The 17,747-nt window shown below is 58.4% G+C and carries 17 protein-coding genes; 7 read left to right on the top strand and 10 right to left on the bottom strand.

Features of this window, described 5'->3' with window-relative positions; all coding sequences use genetic code 11:
• Window positions 1-11: 11 nt before the first annotated feature.
• From WH7805_RS09060 to ureC, 3 genes are read left to right on the top strand one after another with little or no spacing between them, the layout of a single operon-like run.
• Window positions 12-314, top strand: coding sequence for an urease subunit gamma (locus WH7805_RS09060; RefSeq protein WP_006042764.1), 303 nt, complete (start codon window positions 12-14; stop codon window positions 312-314).
• Between the two features lie 10 nt (window positions 315-324).
• Window positions 325-645, top strand: coding sequence for an urease subunit beta (locus WH7805_RS09055; RefSeq protein WP_006042763.1), 321 nt, complete (start codon window positions 325-327; stop codon window positions 643-645).
• A 3-nt stretch (window positions 646-648) separates the two neighbouring features.
• Window positions 649-2,358 (top strand): urease subunit alpha, encoded by a 1,710-nt coding sequence (gene ureC, locus WH7805_RS09050; RefSeq protein WP_006042762.1) that lies wholly within the window; start codon window positions 649-651, stop codon window positions 2,356-2,358.
• Window positions 2,359-3,069: 711 nt separating this feature from the next.
• On the opposite strand, the gene WH7805_RS09045 is transcribed toward ureC, so the two are convergent.
• The 7 genes from WH7805_RS09045 to WH7805_RS15100 all read right to left on the bottom strand — a co-directional run bounded on the left by WH7805_RS09045 (window position 3,070) and on the right by WH7805_RS15100 (window position 10,147).
• Window positions 3,070-3,744: a DUF1028 domain-containing protein gene (locus WH7805_RS09045; protein ID WP_006042760.1), complete on the bottom strand. Its 675-nt coding sequence runs from the start codon at window positions 3,742-3,744 to the stop codon at window positions 3,070-3,072.
• Window positions 3,741-5,021, bottom strand: coding sequence for a Zn-dependent hydrolase (locus WH7805_RS09040; RefSeq protein WP_232199045.1), 1,281 nt, complete (start codon window positions 5,019-5,021; stop codon window positions 3,741-3,743). The genes WH7805_RS09045 and WH7805_RS09040 overlap by 4 nt, the downstream gene beginning before the upstream one ends.
• A gap of 104 nt (window positions 5,022-5,125) precedes the next feature.
• Window positions 5,126-7,150: an asparagine synthase (glutamine-hydrolyzing) gene (gene asnB, locus WH7805_RS09035; RefSeq protein ID WP_006042757.1), complete on the bottom strand. Its 2,025-nt coding sequence runs from the start codon at window positions 7,148-7,150 to the stop codon at window positions 5,126-5,128.
• A gap of 9 nt (window positions 7,151-7,159) precedes the next feature.
• Complete coding sequence (locus WH7805_RS09030; protein ID WP_006042756.1) at window positions 7,160-8,275, bottom strand: aspartate carbamoyltransferase; 1,116 nt, start codon at window positions 8,273-8,275, stop codon at window positions 7,160-7,162.
• 175 nt (window positions 8,276-8,450) lie between these two features.
• Window positions 8,451-8,597, bottom strand: a complete 147-nt coding sequence (locus WH7805_RS14980) for a hypothetical protein (RefSeq protein WP_006042755.1) — start codon at window positions 8,595-8,597, stop codon at window positions 8,451-8,453.
• A 4-nt stretch (window positions 8,598-8,601) separates the two neighbouring features.
• Window positions 8,602-10,032, bottom strand: a complete 1,431-nt coding sequence (locus WH7805_RS09025) for a sodium:solute symporter family protein (RefSeq protein ID WP_006042754.1) — start codon at window positions 10,030-10,032, stop codon at window positions 8,602-8,604.
• Window positions 10,022-10,147, bottom strand: a complete 126-nt coding sequence (locus tag WH7805_RS15100; protein WP_255344563.1) for a hypothetical protein — start codon at window positions 10,145-10,147, stop codon at window positions 10,022-10,024. Before WH7805_RS15100 ends, WH7805_RS09025 begins: the two co-directional genes overlap by 11 nt.
• A gap of 199 nt (window positions 10,148-10,346) precedes the next feature.
• On the opposite strand from WH7805_RS15100, the gene WH7805_RS09015 reads away from it, so the two are divergent.
• Genes WH7805_RS09015 through WH7805_RS09005 form a run of 3 tightly spaced genes read left to right on the top strand, consistent with a single transcriptional unit; the run spans window position 10,347 to window position 13,680 of the window.
• Complete coding sequence (locus WH7805_RS09015) at window positions 10,347-11,819, top strand: circularly permuted type 2 ATP-grasp protein (protein ID WP_006042752.1); 1,473 nt, start codon at window positions 10,347-10,349, stop codon at window positions 11,817-11,819.
• A complete protein-coding gene (locus tag WH7805_RS09010) occupies window positions 11,813-12,796 on the top strand; it encodes an alpha-E domain-containing protein (protein ID WP_006042751.1) in 984 nt (327 codons plus the stop codon). The genes WH7805_RS09015 and WH7805_RS09010 overlap by 7 nt, the downstream gene beginning before the upstream one ends.
• Entirely contained in the window at window positions 12,781-13,680 is a 900-nt protein-coding gene (locus WH7805_RS09005) for a transglutaminase family protein (protein ID WP_006042750.1), read from the top strand. The genes WH7805_RS09010 and WH7805_RS09005 overlap by 16 nt, the downstream gene beginning before the upstream one ends.
• Here the strand turns inward: WH7805_RS09005 and WH7805_RS09000 are convergent.
• From WH7805_RS09000 to WH7805_RS08990, 3 genes are all read right to left on the bottom strand, one after another.
• Window positions 13,668-14,159, bottom strand: coding sequence for a hypothetical protein (locus tag WH7805_RS09000; RefSeq protein ID WP_006042749.1), 492 nt, complete (start codon window positions 14,157-14,159; stop codon window positions 13,668-13,670). The genes WH7805_RS09005 and WH7805_RS09000 overlap by 13 nt on opposite strands.
• Before the next feature lie 83 nt (window positions 14,160-14,242).
• Window positions 14,243-15,286: a GTP 3',8-cyclase MoaA gene (gene moaA / locus WH7805_RS08995; RefSeq protein ID WP_006042748.1), complete on the bottom strand. Its 1,044-nt coding sequence runs from the start codon at window positions 15,284-15,286 to the stop codon at window positions 14,243-14,245.
• Window positions 15,283-15,867: a molybdenum cofactor guanylyltransferase gene (locus tag WH7805_RS08990; RefSeq protein WP_006042747.1), complete on the bottom strand. Its 585-nt coding sequence runs from the start codon at window positions 15,865-15,867 to the stop codon at window positions 15,283-15,285. Before WH7805_RS08990 ends, moaA begins: the two co-directional genes overlap by 4 nt.
• 255 nt (window positions 15,868-16,122) lie before the next feature.
• On the opposite strand from WH7805_RS08990, the gene WH7805_RS08980 reads away from it, so the two are divergent.
• A complete protein-coding gene (locus WH7805_RS08980; RefSeq protein ID WP_006042745.1) occupies window positions 16,123-17,691 on the top strand; it encodes a NarK family nitrate/nitrite MFS transporter in 1,569 nt (522 codons plus the stop codon).
• Window positions 17,692-17,747 lie beyond the last annotated feature (56 nt).

The raw sequence follows: 17,747 nt of genomic DNA, 5'->3' as shown, positions 1-17,747 counted from the left end.
CGAGCCAGTCCATGCATCTCAGTCCCCAGGAAAAAGACAAGCTCCTGATCGTGACCGCTGCCTTGCTGGCGGAACGGAGGCTCAACCGCGGCCTGAAGCTCAACCACCCCGAAGCGGTGGCTTGGCTGAGCTTCCTTGTGCTGGAGGGTGCCCGCGACGGCAAGAGCGTTGCGGAACTCATGCAGGAAGGCACCACCTGGCTGAGCCGCAATCAAGTGATGGACGGCATTCCCGAACTGGTTCAGGAGGTGCAGATCGAAGCGGTCTTCCCCGACGGCACCAAGCTCGTCACTTTGCACGACCCCATTCGTTGAGGCTGAACCGATGGCACCCTTCATTCCCGGCGAGCTGTTGCCCGAACCCGGCGAGATCGAACTCAACGCAGGCCGGCCCGTCACCAGCCTCCACGTCGCCAACAGCGGCGACCGCCCCGTGCAAGTGGGGTCCCACTTCCACTTTGCAGAAGCCAACGCTGCCCTGCAGTTCGACCGCACTGCCGCGCGCGGTCAGCGGCTCGATATCCCCGCTGGCACCGCCATCCGCTTCGAACCGGGTGACAGCCGAGACGTGAACCTGATTCCCTTTGCCGGTGACCGACGCGTGATCGGTTTCAACGGCCAGATCAACGGACCCCTCGACGCCTGACCCATGCCCTATCGCATTTCCCGCCAGGCCTACGCCGAGACCTACGGCCCCACCACCGGCGACAGGCTTCGCCTGGCCGACACCGAGCTGATTCTTGAAGTGGAGAAAGACTTCACCGTCTACGGCGACGAGGTGAAATTCGGCGGCGGCAAGGTGATCCGCGACGGCATGGGCCAGTCCCAGACCCCTCGAGCCGGCGGTGCCGTCGACACAGTGATCACCAATGCCCTGATCCTCGACTGGTGGGGCATCGTCAAAGCCGATGTTGGTCTGAAGGACGGCCGCATCGTCGGCATCGGCAAAGCCGGGAACCCCGACACCCAGGCCGGGGTGACGATCGTGGTGGGCCCGGGCACCGAAGCGATCGCCGGGGAAGGACACATCCTCACGGCCGGGGGCATCGACACCCACATCCATTTCATTTGTCCGCAGCAGATCGAAACCGCTCTGGCCAGTGGCATGACCACGCTGATGGGCGGCGGCACCGGACCGGCCACCGGCACCAATGCCACCACCTGCACCCCCGGGGCCTTTCACATCGGCCGCATGCTTCAGGCCGCTGAAGGCCTGCCGGTGAATCTGGGCTTCTTCGGCAAGGGCAACGCCAGCACTCCGGAAGCCCTGGAGGAACAGGTGCGCGCCGGTGCCTGCGGCCTGAAGCTGCATGAAGACTGGGGCACCACGCCGGCCACCATCGATGCCTGCCTGTCTGTGGCCGACCGGATGGATGTGCAGGTGTGCATCCACACCGACACCCTCAACGAGGCCGGCTTCGTGGAAGACACGATTGCCGCCATCAAAGGACGCACGATCCACACCTTCCACACCGAAGGTGCCGGCGGCGGCCATGCCCCGGACATCATCAAGATCTGCGGCGAAGCAAATGTGCTGCCCAGCAGCACGAATCCCACCCGGCCCTACACCCGTAACACGCTCGAAGAGCACCTCGACATGTTGATGGTGTGTCACCACCTCGACCCCAGAATCCCCGAGGACGTGGCTTTCGCCGAATCGCGAATTCGCCGCGAAACAATCGCTGCCGAAGACATCCTTCACGACTTGGGCGCCTTCTCGATCATCGCCAGTGACTCCCAGGCCATGGGGCGCGTGGGCGAAGTGATCACCCGCACCTTCCAGACCGCCCACAAGATGAAGGTGCAGCGCGGTGCACTCCCGCAAGACTCCAGCCGCAACGACAACCATCGCCTGAAGCGCTACATCGCCAAGGTGACGATCAACCCCGCTCTTGCCCATGGCATAAGCAGCGAGGTGGGCTCGATCGAAACCGGCAAGCTCGCCGATCTGGTGCTGTGGAAACCGGGCTTCTTCGGCATTCGCCCGGAGGTGGTGATCAAGGGGGGGTCGATCGTGTGGGCCCAGATGGGCGATGCCAATGCCTCCATTCCCACCCCCGGCCCTGTGCACGGCCGGCCGATGTTCGGCGCCTTCGGGAAAGCCTTGGCTCCCAGCTGCCTCACGTTCGTGAGCGAAGCAGCCATGGATTCCGACATCCAACGCCACTTGGGCCTGGAACGAACCTGCATGGCCGTGAAGGACACCCGCAGCGTGGGCAAAAGCGCTCTCAAACTCAATTCCGCCCTGCCCAAGGTGAGCGTGGATCCGCAGACCTATGAGGTGTTCGCCGACGGTGAACTGCTCACCTGCGAGCCCGCCGAGGTGCTGCCCCTCGCCCAGCGCTACCTGCTGCTTTGAGCTCCACCCTGCGGGTCATCCAGCACGTTGACCACGAAGGGCCCGAAAGGGCCAACACTTTTTTTCATGTTGCGCTGCAACTGTTAACAACGGGCGCTGGAGCTCATTGCAATTGAAAACCAACCCTCAACAATTAAAGCCATGAATTTGCATCAATATGAATGATAGAAAAACAGGCTTAAGCGCAAACGCATCTTGCATTTTTAGCCATAAGCGTCCACTTCCCTTCATGCGAAGCGCAATACAAGCCAGACCATGAGAAGTGGAACGAAGTTTGCTTCGGAAAACAATCACGACCCCCACTAAACGATCGCTATCGCCTCTAAGCTGGTTTACAAGAGCGGCAAACAGCCACGAAAAGGCAGTTCATCTTACTGATTGCAAGATTGCCCTAACCCGCCAAGCGATTCGCAACTCGGTAACAAATAAAACAACTTGGCGATCAAATCTAGGGCGTAATGGAAATATGTTGCACACACAACATGGATCTGATCGCACAAACACTGGAGTCAAACTTTGTTCAACTCCAGCCTGCAAGCATTCATGGCGTGTTTTGGCTTCAATGCCACTTTCCGCAACAAGAGTGGGATGCCTTGATAGGAGGAAAAGCAGCTTTTACAACTGAATGCATGCATCATCTTGCACACGATGCAGACATCGCTGGTGTCACTGTGGAATGGAGAACATCCATTCACTCTCAGTAATCACCGCTCAAGCAATGAGACGATTTAATTGTGGCAATTCTGAAAATGAATCACGCCATTGCTGGGCCCAGAGCTCTTGACTTCGTTCATAGACATTCATCAGTTCAGAAACTGCCAAATCCCGAAAATCAACCCTTAAATCAAGCAACGGAAACGCTGCTTCACCACTAATTTGCAGCGCAGCCGAAGTTGAATGTGTCGAGCGACCATCACCTCCGGCAGCCTCACCCGCGATCAGTGCCGTCATCAAACGGCGACCCAACTTCCAGCATGGATCACTTGCCAGAAAGGCCTGTTCCATGGATGTGAGAACCGTCTCGCCGACCAGATAGTTGCCAGCAACAGAGAGATTCATGCGATGGCGATGCCCAGCCCAGAATCCACAGTCCCCCCCCGTCCAGGCAGCGGTACGACCTTGTGCATCAATCAGGTGGAACTGACGGCGTTCGCGGAGAGGATCATCGGCAAGCAAGCTGGCCAGCACCACATCAGCATCAGCACTCTGTTCGAGCCTTTCCAGGCCGCAGATTCCTAGATATGGATTGGTATGGGCTTGTGTCGCAACTGCGCCCACTCCAGAGCGGATGTGCGGAACCGTGGAGCCCACTGCGAGATGACAGGTGGCAACGGCAACACCGAAACGACCATTGCTGGGATCACGAGCAACGATCGAGAACGTCATGAGAGCACACGATCCAATCGTTCAAGGGTGTGCAAGAGAACAGCGGTTCCTGCCAGACACTGACTGTCACTGGTGAATTCAGCTGCTGAATGGCTCAAACCTTCGCGGCTGGGCACAAAGATCATTCCCATGGGCCAACGCCGCCCAATCTCTTGGGCGTCATGACTGGCACGGCTCGGAAGCCGACTCATGCTCAACCCCAAATCTTCAGCCACCGATTCAATCGTGGCCATCACCAGCGCGTCAGCGGGTGTGGGCGACACCTGAAACTGCGGCTCCAACCGGATTGCACAGCCGGTTGCCAAGCCGATGGATTCCAGCTCGTCCTGCAAGCAGGACACCAATTGGTCGAGAACAGCGGGATCCAGATCACGAATGTCCACCGTCATCGACACGGAGCCTGGAACAACGTTGGCGGCATTGGGCCAAACCTCAAGACGTCCCACCGTCGCCACCGGATCACCGGGATGACACCGAGCCATCTCTTCCACCGCCAGCACAATCCGGGAGGCAGCGGCGAGGGCATCCTGTCGGAGTCCCATCGGCGTTGTGCCGGCATGGTTGGCCTGACCCTTTACATGAATGCTGAAACGTCTCTGCCCGACGATGCCCTCAACAATGCCAATGGCATCGCGCCGCTGCTCGAGCACAGCACCTTGCTCAACATGCAGTTCAAGAAAGGCTGCAACGGCTGAATCAGATCGCGCCGCCGAGGGCAGGGATGGCCAGTGACCACCGATTCGCTCCAGGTTGATGTCAATCGGATCCCCGTTGCTGGTGGCGTAAGCCGATGGGTCCATCGATGCCGTGCCAGCCATGCCCTTGCAGCCGACCATCGTTGACTCTTCATCAGCGAAAGCCACGACCTCGAAGGGGTGTCGTAGACGCTGCCCCGCATCATTCAGCGCACGGACGCATTCCAGGCCCGCCAAGACGCCAAGGACTCCATCAAAACGACCACCTGTTGGGACGGTATCCAAATGCGAACCCGTCATCAGCACCGGCAACGAGGGGTCCTGCCCCTCGAGCCGGCCAATCAAATTGCCAGCGGCATCCACACGCAGCTGCATGCCGGCCTCTTGCATCCAGCACGCAAGCTGGTCCCGGCCTTGAACATCGGCCGAACTAAACCCGCGGCGACAAACGCTTCCATCGGCTTGAAGGCCAATGGCCGCCATGGACTCGAGCGAATCAATCAATCTGTCGCGCCGAGGCTGGACACCTAACCGCTCTCGATCGGCTCCAGCTGGAGCGATTTGTGAGCGATGGATCAACAGCTCGGGCAAGGATCGTGACCTTCAGTTCAAACCAAGGTCCAGTTTCGCTTTGGAACCCAATTGAGCTTGTCGTCAATGCGACGTTTTAACCCTCATCAAAGAATTCAAACGGGCATCAATACCCGCCAACCGAGGTGATCAGCCTGCTCGCGAGCCTGAGCTGGCACATCGGCCGCCACAAACATCCGATGCAGCATCTGAACACCCAGGAGGTGGTTGATCACAGCGTCCATCTGAACCCTCTCGGCGTCGGTGGTGACAGGGTCGTCATGGCGCGCAAACAAGGTACGCACCCCCTCTTTGCTCAACAACCCAGCCGCATCAATCGCCTCATCACTCAGGTAGTCATCGGCCAATTGCTTCATCTGCGCCCACTTCTCAGGCTCGGTGTGGGCCGGAGGCGCCATGAAGGCAAATTTCTCACGCTTGTAGAGCACCTCCGGCAGCAAGCCAGCCATCGCCTCCCGAAGCACGTATTTCTCGGTTTTGCCCTTGATCCGCAGCTCCGGAGGCACCTGCACCGCAGCGGCCGCTAGGTGGTGATCAAGGAAAGCCGGCCGAGCCTCCATGGAATTGGCCATGTCGACGCGATCACCTCCCCAGGTGAGGATCTGGCCCTCCAACATCGTTTTGATCCAGACGTACTGAGCCTTGTCGAGGGCATGGCGGCCCTCGAGTTGCTGCGGATTCAACTGCTCAGCAATGGCCTTACCCGGCGAATACTCCGCTAACGCCTGGCGGTGCTCTTCAGCCAGCAGATCAGGCACAAGCGGCGCGCAGGCCAGCCAGGGCTGCAGACAGCTGGGGGTGAAACCCACCACAGCATCAAGGTCGGGATCATCCACCTGATCAGCCGCCAGCATCGCTCCCTGCACCAGGGAATTGTTGGTTTGAAGCAGAGATTCCCAATCTTGGCGGTCGCTTTGCGGCAGATCATCCAAACCATGGAGGAACATGTCGCGCCGAAAGGCTGGATAACCACCGAACAGCTCATCTGACCCTTCCCCGGTCATCACGACCTTGTAATCAACGTTGTTGACGTGGCGACTCATCAGATATTTGGCCACAGCGAGGGTGTTGTAGATCGTGCGCTCGGTGTGCCAAAGCGTCTGTTCCATGTGGCCATACAACTCACGGCCCGACAGACGCATCACGTCCTGTTCGGCACCCGTGGCCTCTGCCATCTCGGCAGCAATGGGTGTTTCGTCGTAGCGGGCATCATCAAATCCGATCGTGAAGGCCTTGACGGGACCCTGACTCACCGCCGACGCCAGACCGAGGATCGAACAACTGTCGATGCCGCCGGAGAGATAACAACCAACCGGCACATCCGCCACCATCCGCATCTCCACCGCTTCCAGCAGAGCAGCCCGCACATTGGCAATGTGATCGGCCTCGGTGAGGGTGCTGTCCCGCTGATCCAAACGGGGAAAATCAACATCCCAATAGGTGGACTCCGACACCTCAAGCCGGTCACCCCTGCGTTGCACCTTCAGCACATGACCGGGCTGAACCTGGTGCACCCCGGCAAAGGCGGTCGTTCCCGGAACCATGGTCTGCATCAATTGATGAAACAGACCCTCCGAGGTGAAACGTCTCTCCACCAATGGATGGGCAAACAGCACCTTCAACTCGGAGCCGAACACCACTCCCTCAGGCGTCATCGTCCAGTACTGGGGCTTGATACCGAAGCGATCCCTCACCAGATACAGACAGTCATCCACGGCATCAAACAAGGCGAAGGCGAATTCCCCCCGCAGCAAGGGCAACGTGGACTCGAGACCTTGCCGTTGATAGAGACGCAGCAGGATCTCGGAATCACTCTTGGTGCTGAAACGCACCCCCTGAGCAGTGAGATCAGCCCGGATGCGCTGAAAGTCGTAGAACTCGCCGTTGTGCGCCATCAGCACCTGGCGGTCGTCGCTGAGGAATGGCTGCCTTGCCCGCGATTCGTTCAGATCGATAATCGACAACCGGGCATGACAGAAGCCGACACCGGCAGCGTCGATGCATTCCACACCGAAACCATCCGGTCCGCGATGGGACTGAATGGCCGCCATGTTGACCAACAACTGACGATCCAACGTCTGACGACGATCCGCCAGAAATACACCTCCGATTCCGCACATCAGTTCGCCTCAGATCACATCCATCACCCGCTCGGCACGATTCACCATGCAGGTGAGCAATGCCATGCGCAGAAACACCGCCCCACGCGCCTGGCTGAAATACCAGTTGTGCGGCGTGTCATCCAAACAGGTGCTCAGCTCGGGGCCCCGCGCCAGGGGGTGCAGCACGATCGCCTCAGGCTTGAACGGCAGATCCCGGGTGAGACGAAATCCACCGCCGTGCACCTCATAGCTGTCGCCAACCCAGGCGATCGCATTGATGTAAACAACGTCCAGCTCGGGAATCTCAGCCGCCAGATCTGAACTGCAGCGGATGGTCACACCGCTCGCTTCCAGCTCCTCCAGTTGACCCGGATCAAACAGAGGCGCTTCTGAGTCAACCCCGGCCGCATGAATCACCACCACCTCCTCAAGGATCTGGGGGAATTTGCTGAGGATCCGCAGCAATGAACGCACAGTGCGCATCCGTGACGGCAAACCGATCACCCCGATGCGGATCCGATCCTTGGGCAACACCTCAGTCAAAGCCAAACTGGGACGCCACTTGAAAATCGTGTAGAGATCCGCCATCGCCTGCGTCGGATGCTCATCAATGCCATTGCCGGCATTGATGATCGGAATCCGCAGAGTGGAAGTCATGGCATAGACAGCATCCGGATTGCTGTCGCGCAGCACCACACAGTCGCCGTAGTTGTTGAACATGTGCGCCACATCCTCCAGCGACTCCCCCTTGGCGATCCCGGTGGTGCTGCGGTCGGTGATGTTGATCGAATCGCCGCCGAGGCGATGCCAGGCGCTGTCGAAGGAAAGGCGTGTGCGCGTGCTGGGCTCGTAGAAAGCGTTGATCAGGATCTTGCCGGTGAGCGGCGTGTTGTGACGGCAGTAACGGTCAGGGTTGCTCTCGAATTTCGCAGCCAATCGAAACAGCTGAAGCAGAGTTTCGGGTCGGAACGCCTGCATCGACACAACATGCTGGTCGATCAGATCCAACAAGGGCTCGCCATCTTCAGCGATGGCAGCCAGAAGCTCCTGAGGCTGGTCATGACCGAACACATCGGGACCCATCGGCCGGAAGCGGAGCGGCGCCGATACCTCCTCAATCACTGCAGTGCCGGGATCTGCCATAAGCAAGTGCATCAACACCCGACGTGTAAATCGCGTGCTTGTGCTGTGAATCACATCCTCTCTCGATAACAAGAGTTGAGTGCGAACGTCTAGCTCGATACACGTTCTTTAGAAAAAGACTCAAAAAATAGTTTGATTTAATACAAAACACCCCAAATATGTTCGAAACGAACACTTACCAGACACGTCCGCTTCTCCACTCAATCAACCAAATCAACAACAGCGCTAGCACAGAGCAAACGAGCGCCACCTGACTTCCCACCAGGACGACACGGAACCAGCGTTGGTCCACCAGAACCATGAGCAACACCGACATCACCATGGCGTTATCCCTCCTCCTTCAAGAGATTGAAATCAAACCGTTCGGGCTTCCGACGACTGCCCACCACCATCACGACGGCCGAAACCGCCGCGGAGAACACTGCCGCGCAATAAGGGGCAATCAGAACGTAGGCCGTCAGACCGACAGCACTACCGGCAACCATGGCGACGATCGCTGCCCAACGATTGGCGGATGACCAGTAGAGACCGCAAGCCACAGGCCAGACCGTTGAGGCCACCAACGCACCGGTAAAGAACAACACCGACGCCAGCGAGTCCAGCCGCGGCCAGGACAGGGCCACAGTGACCACGGCCAGACCGACCACCATCAGCCGTGCCGCCTGCTTGAGCTGCGCATCATTGGCCTGGGGACGAAGCAGACGGAAATAGACGTCTTCAGCCAGCAAATCCGCGGTGGACGCCAACAGAGAATCCAAAGTGGAGGTGAGTGACGCGAAGACGACGACAAACACCAATGCAGCCCCACCAGCCCCAAGAAGATCGGCCGCCATCACTGGGAACACCATGTTCACCTGCTCCAGCTGCAGGTCTCTGGCCAGTGCGACCAGACCGATCGAGCCCGTCACCAAGGGGACACTCATCCAGGCCAGCCCCCCCAACAGAAAAGATGTCATCACCACGCTGCGACGGCTGGCGAACACTCGGGACCACCAGATGTTGTTGTGAAAAACCTCACCCATCGAGAACAGAGCTGAATTCCAGGCGATCAACAGACCGGCGGGGAGCAGCAGATCAAGACGGTCGGGATGCTCAGCGATCAAGCGAGCATGCACCTCAGGCATCGGGAACTGACGAAAAGCAAGTACCGCCACCACTGCCAGCAACACCATGATCAGCAGCGATTGGATGAAATCGGTTCCAATCACCGCCCGCATGCCACCAAACAACGTGTAAACCGTTGCGACACCGATCACCACCACCATGCCCACGTGGTAGTCAAACCCAGATAGAGCCTGGAGTAACAGCCCAGCGCCCATGGCTTGGGTCATCAGAAAGCCAAGGGTGTACACGGCGGTGATCACCATGAACACCCACCAAGCCAAGCGTCCGTAGCGCAGCCGAATGAAATCACCACTGGTGCGTCCGTTGGGCATCAGCTGCTTGATGCGAGCGGCCAGCGGCGCAAACAAAATCAACCCCAGTCCTGCCAGGGCGTAACTGAACATGCCCCAGAGGCCTGTTCTGTAGCCGAATTCCGGGGCCAGAAGGGTCGTGTTGCCCGTCACCCAAGACGCCATCAAGGTGGCTGTGCTCAGGGCCAACCCGATGTTGCGGCCCGCCAGCATGAAATCGTCCGCATCTCCTTTACCGCGGCGGCCCCAGGCGATCCCTAGCGCAATCCACAACACGGAGAACAGCACCACAAGCGCCCATGCAATCCCTGGTGCCAGAAAAGGGGCAGCGTCAGCGGACATCCGACGCTCCCCGATCACGGCAGCGAAGATGACCGGAAAGAATCATCACCACAGTGGCCAGGGTCACCGCAGCACCAAGGGCAAAGATCATTCCAGCCCAGAGATTGTCATCCAAAGCGAATGTCCTCTTCAGCAGATCTAAGACAAGCAAATCGCGGTGTTCGCAATCTTCCACCGACTGATAACAAAGTCGCCAGGGCTACCTGAATCACAGGCTGCCAGTGGCTTGATGCCTCCAATCTCGAAATGTGTAGCAATCACAACCAGCAGGGGCCTGCTCGAGTTTTTGGATGAGGGTGTTAATTACTCAGGCGATGTTCACCGAGTACCGACCAACCGAGGGGTACGACGAATATTTCTGCCGCGAACAGTCCGCTCCCCGTGCTGATCTGGAGCCACTTCTGTCCTCCCTCGGCGCTATGGGGCTGGCGGAGCTAAATCGCAGTCACGCCTCAGCGAGCAACCTGTTACGACGTCTCGGCGCCACCTTCCGACTCAACGGATCAGGTCTGCATGGCGGAGAGCGGATTCTGCCCTTCGATCCGCTGCCAAGACTCATTCACCGCCAGGAATGGTCCGTTCTGGAGCGCGGATTGGTGCAACGCCTGGAGGCCATTGATCAGTTTCTGGCGGACGTTTATGGTCCCCAACGGATCCTCAACGATGGCGTGATCCCGCGTGAGGATGTGGAGAGCTCCCAGGGCTGGCGGCCCCAGATGCAGGACATCACCGTGCCGCTCAATCGCTGGTGCCATATCTCCGGTCTGGATCTGATCCGCGATGGCGACGGCACCTGGAGGGTTCTGGAGGACAACCTGCGCTGCCCCTCCGGCGTGGCTTATTTCCTTGAGAACCGCCGGGTGATGAAACGGTTGTTCCCGAGCCTGTTTGCGGGCCGCACAGTGCAGCCGATCGACGATTACCCCTCCCATCTCTTGCGCACGCTGCAGGATCTGGCCCCCTGGAGTGATGCCCCCAGAGTGGTACTGCTCACCCCCGGCGTGTTCAACAGCGCCTACTTCGAGCACAGCTATCTGGCCCAGCAGATGGGCATTGCCCTGGTGGAAGGCCGCGATCTGATCTGTGAGGACGGACGCGTCTGGATGCGCAGCACTGCTGGCCGGGAACCTGTGGATGTGATCTACCGGCGCATCGATGACGATTTCCTCGATCCAAACGTCTTCCGGCGTGATTCGATGCTCGGTGTCCCAGGGCTCATCGATGCCATGCGCTCTGGTCGGGTGGCCATCGCCAACGCCCCTGGGAGCGGGGTCGCCGACGACAAGCTGATCTATGCCTACGTGCCGGCCATGATCCGGTATTACCTCAACGAAGAACCGATCATTGACAACGTCCCCACCTATCTCTGTTCAAGGGACGACGACCTCCGTTTTGTGCTTGAGCATCTCAACGAGCTGGTGGTGAAATCAGTCGCCGAAGCCGGCGGCTATGGAATGTTGATCGGGCCTCACGCCAGCACTGAGGAGATTGAGAGCTTCGCGGTGAAGATCAAGGCACACCCGCGCAATTTCATCGCCCAGCCCACCCTGCAGCTGTCCACAGTTCCATCCCTCAGTGAAGGAGAGCTGTACCCCTGCCATGTGGATCTGCGCCCCTATGTACTGCGAGGTAAGAGCGACTGGGTCAGCCCCGGCGGCCTGACTCGAGTGGCATTGAAACGCGGTTCCCTGGTGGTGAACTCTTCCCAGGGTGGCGGCTGCAAGGACACCTGGGTGGTCAGCGACAGTGCCGTAACGGCCGAGAAACCGGAGCTCGTACCGTGCTGAGCCGTGTGGCCGATTCGCTGTACTGGATCAACCGGTATGTCGAACGGGCCGAAAACATCTCCCGATTTCTAGAAGTGAGCGAAGCCATGGCCCTGGACTGCCCCCCCGGCAGCGCTGAGCCTTGGCTTCCATTGGTCGATGCCAATGGAGACCGTCAACGCTTTGACGAAAGCTATCCCCTGGGAAGTCCAAGGGATGTTGTTGGCTTTCTGCTACTGGATCGCAACAACCCCAACAGCGTCGTGAGTTGCATCGCCAATGCCCGTGAGAACGCTCGCCAGATCCGCGATGTGATCACCACAGAAATGTGGGAACAACTCAATGATCTCTATTGGAATGTTCAAGACGGCGAGGCGCTCTGGCAGGAACCGGATCAGGAGCAACTGCGCAGTATCCGTCGCGGTTGCCAGCTCTTCTATGGCATTACCGATGTGACTCTCAGTCGCGATCAGGCCTGGCTGTTCAGCCAGTTGGGGCGGCTGATCGAACGGGCTGACAAAACCTCCCGCATCCTCGATGTGAAGTACTTCCTGCTGTTGCCGACGCCAACGGAGGTGGGCGGGGTTCTCGATGAATTGCAGTGGATCTCCCTGCTGCGGACAGCTGGGGCCTATCAGATGTACCGCCAGAGCGTTCAGCAGGCGATCACACCAGTGTCGGTGGCGCGATTTCTGCTACTGGATCCAATCTTTCCCCGCTCGGTCCGCTTCTGTCTGCAGGAGATCAACGCCACGCTGGAGCGTATTCATGCGGGTCCCCATGCAGGCCCCCCGGATGATCTGGAGTGCCTGCGTGGCCAACTGTTGGCCCAATGGAGCTTTGTCCGCATCGATGCTGTGATTGAACGGGGACTGCATGAGGCCGTGGATCAACTGCAAAGCGACCTCAACAAGCTGCATGAACTCATCCACCGTCGTTACTTCACGACCACCGACTTCGGCTCCATTCCCACCGACCCGTCATGCGCGCTGAGCTGATCCACCGTCTCACGTACCGCTATGAGGCTCCGGTACAACTGGGGGAACACCGCCTCTGCCTGAGACCCCGTGCGCAGGGCCATCAACGCCTGATTCAGCATTCGCTGCAGATCTCACCGGTTCCTGTTCACAGCCATGAGCTTCTGGCAGCCAGTGGTGATGCAATCGAGCGAGTGCGCTTCCAAGGGTCGACCGCTTCGCTTCAGATCGAAGCCAGAAGCCTGGTGGAAACCCGGCAAGCCGCTCCTCTTCTCGATTGCTTCAACGGCCTTGAGCCGCCACTTCCCTACCCAAGGGGCCAGTTGAACCACGACCTGTTGGGTGCCCTGGAGGGTTGGTTACCCAATGGCCAGCATGATCCTTCAGCGGTGGAACTGGCTCAGGACGCGTTGATGGGAGGCAACCAGCAGGCATTGCCCTTTCTTCAGCAACTGATGGAGATGATTCGGGACCGGGTCAAGTACACCCAGCGCCATATAGGCCCGGCCTGGCCGGCGGGCCGCACCCTGCGCGAACGCGTTGGGTCCTGCCGCGATCTAGCGATGCTGATGATGGAGTGCTGCCGAAGCGTCGGCCTTCCAGCTCGATTTGTCAGCGGTTATCACCTGGCTGAACCTGCCCCTGAGCAGTACGACCTGCACGCCTGGACCGAGATCTATCTACCAGGTGCCGGATGGCGTGGCTTTGATCCGAGCGCCGGTGGGGAAATCACCTCGCGCTACATCGTGCTGGCCAGTTCCTCGAAGCCCGATCTCACCGCAGCCGTTCAGGGAACATTCAGTGGCCCTGTGGCCACTGAAAGCAAACTCACTTGGACCATTGAAGCCGTTGTGGAGCCCGAACCCCTATCAGCACCCGTCGCACCCCTGATTCAGGCTGCCTGAGCCAAGGGTTCCACGCCGTGAAAACGCGGCGGTGGGGCCTGGATCGATGTCACAGCCATCAGAGCCGGAATGCGTGCACTGTTGTAAACCCGGAACTCCTGCACCAACGACACCCCTTCCTCCCGAACCGCTTGGTTGAGGACCACGGAACCATCTGGGTCCGACACCGAGCGATGGAAGGTACCGGGTGGAATGCGCAGGATGTCGCCACCACTTTGGAGACGCACGATGTGAAACGGCTTCGTCCAAGCCAGATTCACCAGATAAAAAGTACGGCCACCACTGGCCGCTAAAAGATTGTCTTCCTGATGAGGATGCAAATAGAACTGCCAGGCCCCGCTGTCTGGATCATCGGGCGGACTGATTGCAGGCCCGCTGTGAATCACCAGATCACGGGCATTGGACGTTTCCACCGTCACGTCAAAGAAACGCACCGCTGGTGTGTCGCGGAAGCGCTCATAGGACAGCAATTCGAACATCCCCGATGCGTCTTTTGACGGCAAACAACAACTAGTGAGTTGTAGTGGCCTCAACCAAGGAAAACGGTGGCATCGGCAACGCTTCAGCCACCCAAATAGGCCATCTCCGCATGACGGGCTGATTCGTTGGTCCAGTGACGCTCCTCGCTGTAGCGATCCCGGCGTTGCCGCCAGAGCCCACGAAGAACAGCCTTCAAGGCCTCCTCGCTCTGCAAAAAAGGACGAAGGTCCGTGCCCTCAGGGGCAAACAGGCAGGTGTAGGCCTGACCATCGGCCGTCACACGCAAACGATTGCAGTCCCCACAGAAGGGCTCAGTGATCGAAGCGATCACCCCGATGCAACCTCGACCATCCACGTAACGCCATCGGCGGGCTGTAGCACCCGACTGCCGCGACATCGACTGCAAAGGCCAATGCGCATCGATGCGCTGAATCATCTCCTCCGCTGAGATCACCTGATCTGAAGTCCAGCCATTGCGATTCCCCACGTCCATGTATTCGATCAAACGAAGCTCAACCCCTCGGTCCCGCGCCAGCTTCGCCAGTGGCAGCAATTGGCAGTCATTCAGTCCTCGTCGCATCACGGCATTGAGCTTGAGCCCTCCGCTTGCAGGGTCAAAGCCAGCGCGGCGGGCAGCGGTGAGTCCTCCGAGAACCTGCTCAACCAACCGATCACCGGCGCCTTGCCCACCACGCAGACCAGCCATCTTGGCCACCACCGCTCCTTCGAGGGCATCCAGGCTCACCGTGATGCGATCCAAACCGGCGGCCCGCAAGGCCAGGGCTTTCTCCGGCGTCAGCAGCACCCCATTCGTGGTCAACGCCACGTCTCGCAACCGAGAAAGGGGATCGGCGGCGTCAGCACGGCCTGCCGCCAACGCCTCAAGCAGTGGCAACAAGCGATCGCTGAGAAGGGGTTCACCTCCCGTCAGGCGCAACGTCTGGATGCCTAAACCGCTGGCAACACGAATCAGACGAAGATGCTGATCAAGATTCAATAATCCCGGTGGATCCTTTTGGTCCGGGCAGCAATACGGGCAGGCCAAGTTGCAGCGGGCCGTCAAAGAGATCCTCAGAACGCCGAATGGTCGGCTCCATTGATCGAACTCAGCTGGTAAGGGGCTCATCGCATCAACGCTGCCAGATCATCTGGCCCGTTCGCATTGATTAGATCCTGGTCTGGGCAAAGGAACGTGGTGTAGTCAATTCGTTCCAACCAACCGAACCATCTGCCGCGTCCCTCGGCCAACTCCTGATCGAGTGCGGTTCTGTTGTTCGCTCCACAGGGGTACACACCGAACAACGGCTGTAAGCGATCACCACCCTCTGCCACCAAGGCCAGGCCTTCGGCCCGGCGCCAATGCTGCAAGAGGGACAGAAGCGTGCTGCGGCGAAGACCAGGCATGTCCACAGGAAGCGTGAGCCATGCTTCATCCTCCCGTTCGGACAACACACAACCGAAGGCCTGCAAAGGGCCTGCCGGTGCCCAAGGCTCAGCTTGAACGGTCACGCCGGGTTGACCGGCCAGACATTTCCGGTGGCTGCCATGACCACTGAGCACCCATACCTCAAGATCCACTGAGCGCAGAAGGTTGACCGTTGTGACTAACCAGCTGTCGCCATTGGGATGGCGAAGCAAGGCTTTATCTGTTCCCATTCTCTCGCTGGCACCTCCTGCAAAGACCACAGCACGAAGCGAACGAGCCATCGACAATGAATGAATGAGCCACCTATCACTTCCCTGGGAAGACACTTCTGTAACAACAACTACTTTTTTGCCATCAAGGGCTTTTTGTGATGCTTGCAGCGACTGAGCAACGCCCAATATTTAGTAGCAAATACAACCGGATGGAGGCACTGCAAATGGTGCAATGAAGAGGCGGTCTGCATGAGCGCCGCATTTTGAATCCTGAGCGCATTCTTTTCGAAGCCGGGGTTTGACTCTTCATCTAAACCAAACCCCATGCTTGGCGAACTTTGGTCATTCCAGGGCAGATATAGAACACTGCATCTCACCTGGTTTGCATTCTTTCTTACTTTTGTTGTCTGGTTCAATCTCGCTCCTCTAGCAACCACCGTGAAAGCCGATCTTGGCCTGACGGTTGGTCAGATTCGAACTGTGGCTATCTGCAACGTGGCCCTCACCATTCCTGCACGTGTGCTGATCGGCATGCTGCTCGACAAATTTGGTCCCCGGCTCACCTATTCCACGCTGTTGGTGTTTTCGGTGATCCCCTGTCTGATGTTTGCATCTGCGCAGGATTTCAATCAGTTGGTGGTGGCTCGTCTGCTGCTGTCAATCGTTGGCGCTGGATTTGTGATCGGCATCCGCATGGTGGCCGAATGGTTTCCCCCCAAAGAAATTGGTCTCGCTGAAGGCATTTATGGGGGTTGGGGAAACTTCGGATCCGCATTCTCTGCACTGTCACTGGTCGGCCTGGCTGGATGGCTCTCCTTCTCCGGTGGTTTCGAATTGCCAACCGGAGCCGTTCTGAACTGGCGCGGTGCCATCGCTCTGACGGGAATTATCTCAGCCATCTATGGCGTGATCTACTACTTCAATGTGGCTGACACACCACCCGGGAAGGTCTATCAGCGCCCTGAGCGAACGGCAGGCCTTGAAGTCACCAGCATGCGTGACTTCTGGGGACTTCTGGGAATGAATGTTCCCTTCGCAGCCATTCTCTGCGTGTTGTGCTGGAGACTTCAAAAAGTTGGATTCCTCAACGCATCCACCTATCCTCTCGCTCTGCTTGCGGTCTTGGTCTGGTTTGTTTTTCAAACCTGGGGCATCGTCCGCACCAACCGAGAGTTGATCATGGGGACCAAGGTATACCCCAAGGAGGATCGTTATGAGTTCAAACAGGTTGCCATTCTTGAGCTGACTTACATCGTGAATTTCGGTTCAGAACTGGCCGTGGTTTCCATGCTGCCCACGTTCTTCGAAACCACGTTTGATCTGCCGAAAGCAACGGCTGGAATTCTTGCCTCCTGCTTCGCTTTTGTGAATCTGGTGGCTCGTCCAGCAGGCGGTCTGATTTCTGACAAACTCGGCAGCCGCAAAAACACCATGGGTTTCCTCACCGCAGGGCTGGGTTTTGGTTATCTGATCATGAGTTTGATCAAGCCCGGAACTTTTACTGGCAGTACCGGCATCGTGATCGCCGTTTTGATCACCATGCTCGCTTCCTTCTTTGTGCAGTCCGGAGAAGGCGCCACCTTTGCGTTGGTGCCCCTGGTCAAACGTCGCGTCACCGGACAGGTGGCTGGCTTGGTTGGTGCCTACGGAAACGTTGGTGCGGTGACCTATCTCACCATCTTCAGCCTGCTGCCGCTTTGGATGGGCGGTGCTGGTGAACCAACTCCAGAAACGATTGCAGCATCCAACAGTGCCTTTTTCCAGATCCTGGGAATTGCTGGTTTGATCGTCGCGTTCTTCTGCTTCTTCTTCCTGAAGGAACCCAAGGGCTCCTTCGCTGACTTGCACGAAGGTGAAACCGCCTCTGAGGGCACTCCCTCGATGGCTGGTTAACACCTCAGCTCCATCTTCGGATGGTGACCACCCCCGATGCCGCTGGCATCGGGGGT

It is taken from the genome of Synechococcus sp. WH 7805, assembly GCF_000153285.1.
Lineage (GTDB): Bacteria > Cyanobacteriota > Cyanobacteriia > PCC-6307 > Cyanobiaceae > Synechococcus_C.
Note: the sequence above shows the minus strand (reverse complement) of the source record. Positions and strands in the feature narration are given on the sequence as shown.

Bases quoted from the DNA above. Each gene is read 5' to 3' on its own strand.
- WH7805_RS09045 (WP_006042760.1), bottom strand. From the start codon at position 3,744: ATGACGTTCTCGATCGTTGCTCGTGATCCCAGCAATGGTCGTTTCGGT.
- WH7805_RS09005 (WP_006042750.1), top strand. From the start codon at position 12,781: ATGCGCGCTGAGCTGATCCACCGTCTCACGTACCGCTATGAGGCTCCG.
- WH7805_RS09055 (WP_006042763.1), top strand. From the start codon at position 325: ATGGCACCCTTCATTCCCGGCGAGCTGTTGCCCGAACCCGGCGAGATC.
- asnB (WP_006042757.1), bottom strand. From the start codon at position 7,150: ATGTGCGGAATCGGAGGTGTATTTCTGGCGGATCGTCGTCAGACGTTG.
- WH7805_RS09015 (WP_006042752.1), top strand. From the start codon at position 10,347: ATGTTCACCGAGTACCGACCAACCGAGGGGTACGACGAATATTTCTGC.
- WH7805_RS09025 (WP_006042754.1), bottom strand. From the start codon at position 10,032: ATGTCCGCTGACGCTGCCCCTTTTCTGGCACCAGGGATTGCATGGGCG.
- WH7805_RS08980 (WP_006042745.1), top strand. From the start codon at position 16,123: ATGCTTGGCGAACTTTGGTCATTCCAGGGCAGATATAGAACACTGCAT.
- WH7805_RS09060 (WP_006042764.1), top strand. From the start codon at position 12: ATGCATCTCAGTCCCCAGGAAAAAGACAAGCTCCTGATCGTGACCGCT.
- WH7805_RS14980 (WP_006042755.1), bottom strand. From the start codon at position 8,597: ATGGTGATGTCGGTGTTGCTCATGGTTCTGGTGGACCAACGCTGGTTC.
- WH7805_RS09030 (WP_006042756.1), bottom strand. From the start codon at position 8,275: ATGGCAGATCCCGGCACTGCAGTGATTGAGGAGGTATCGGCGCCGCTC.
- ureC (WP_006042762.1), top strand. From the start codon at position 649: ATGCCCTATCGCATTTCCCGCCAGGCCTACGCCGAGACCTACGGCCCC.
- WH7805_RS09000 (WP_006042749.1), bottom strand. From the start codon at position 14,159: ATGTTCGAATTGCTGTCCTATGAGCGCTTCCGCGACACACCAGCGGTG.
- moaA (WP_006042748.1), bottom strand. From the start codon at position 15,286: ATGAGCCCCTTACCAGCTGAGTTCGATCAATGGAGCCGACCATTCGGC.
- WH7805_RS08990 (WP_006042747.1), bottom strand. From the start codon at position 15,867: ATGGCTCGTTCGCTTCGTGCTGTGGTCTTTGCAGGAGGTGCCAGCGAG.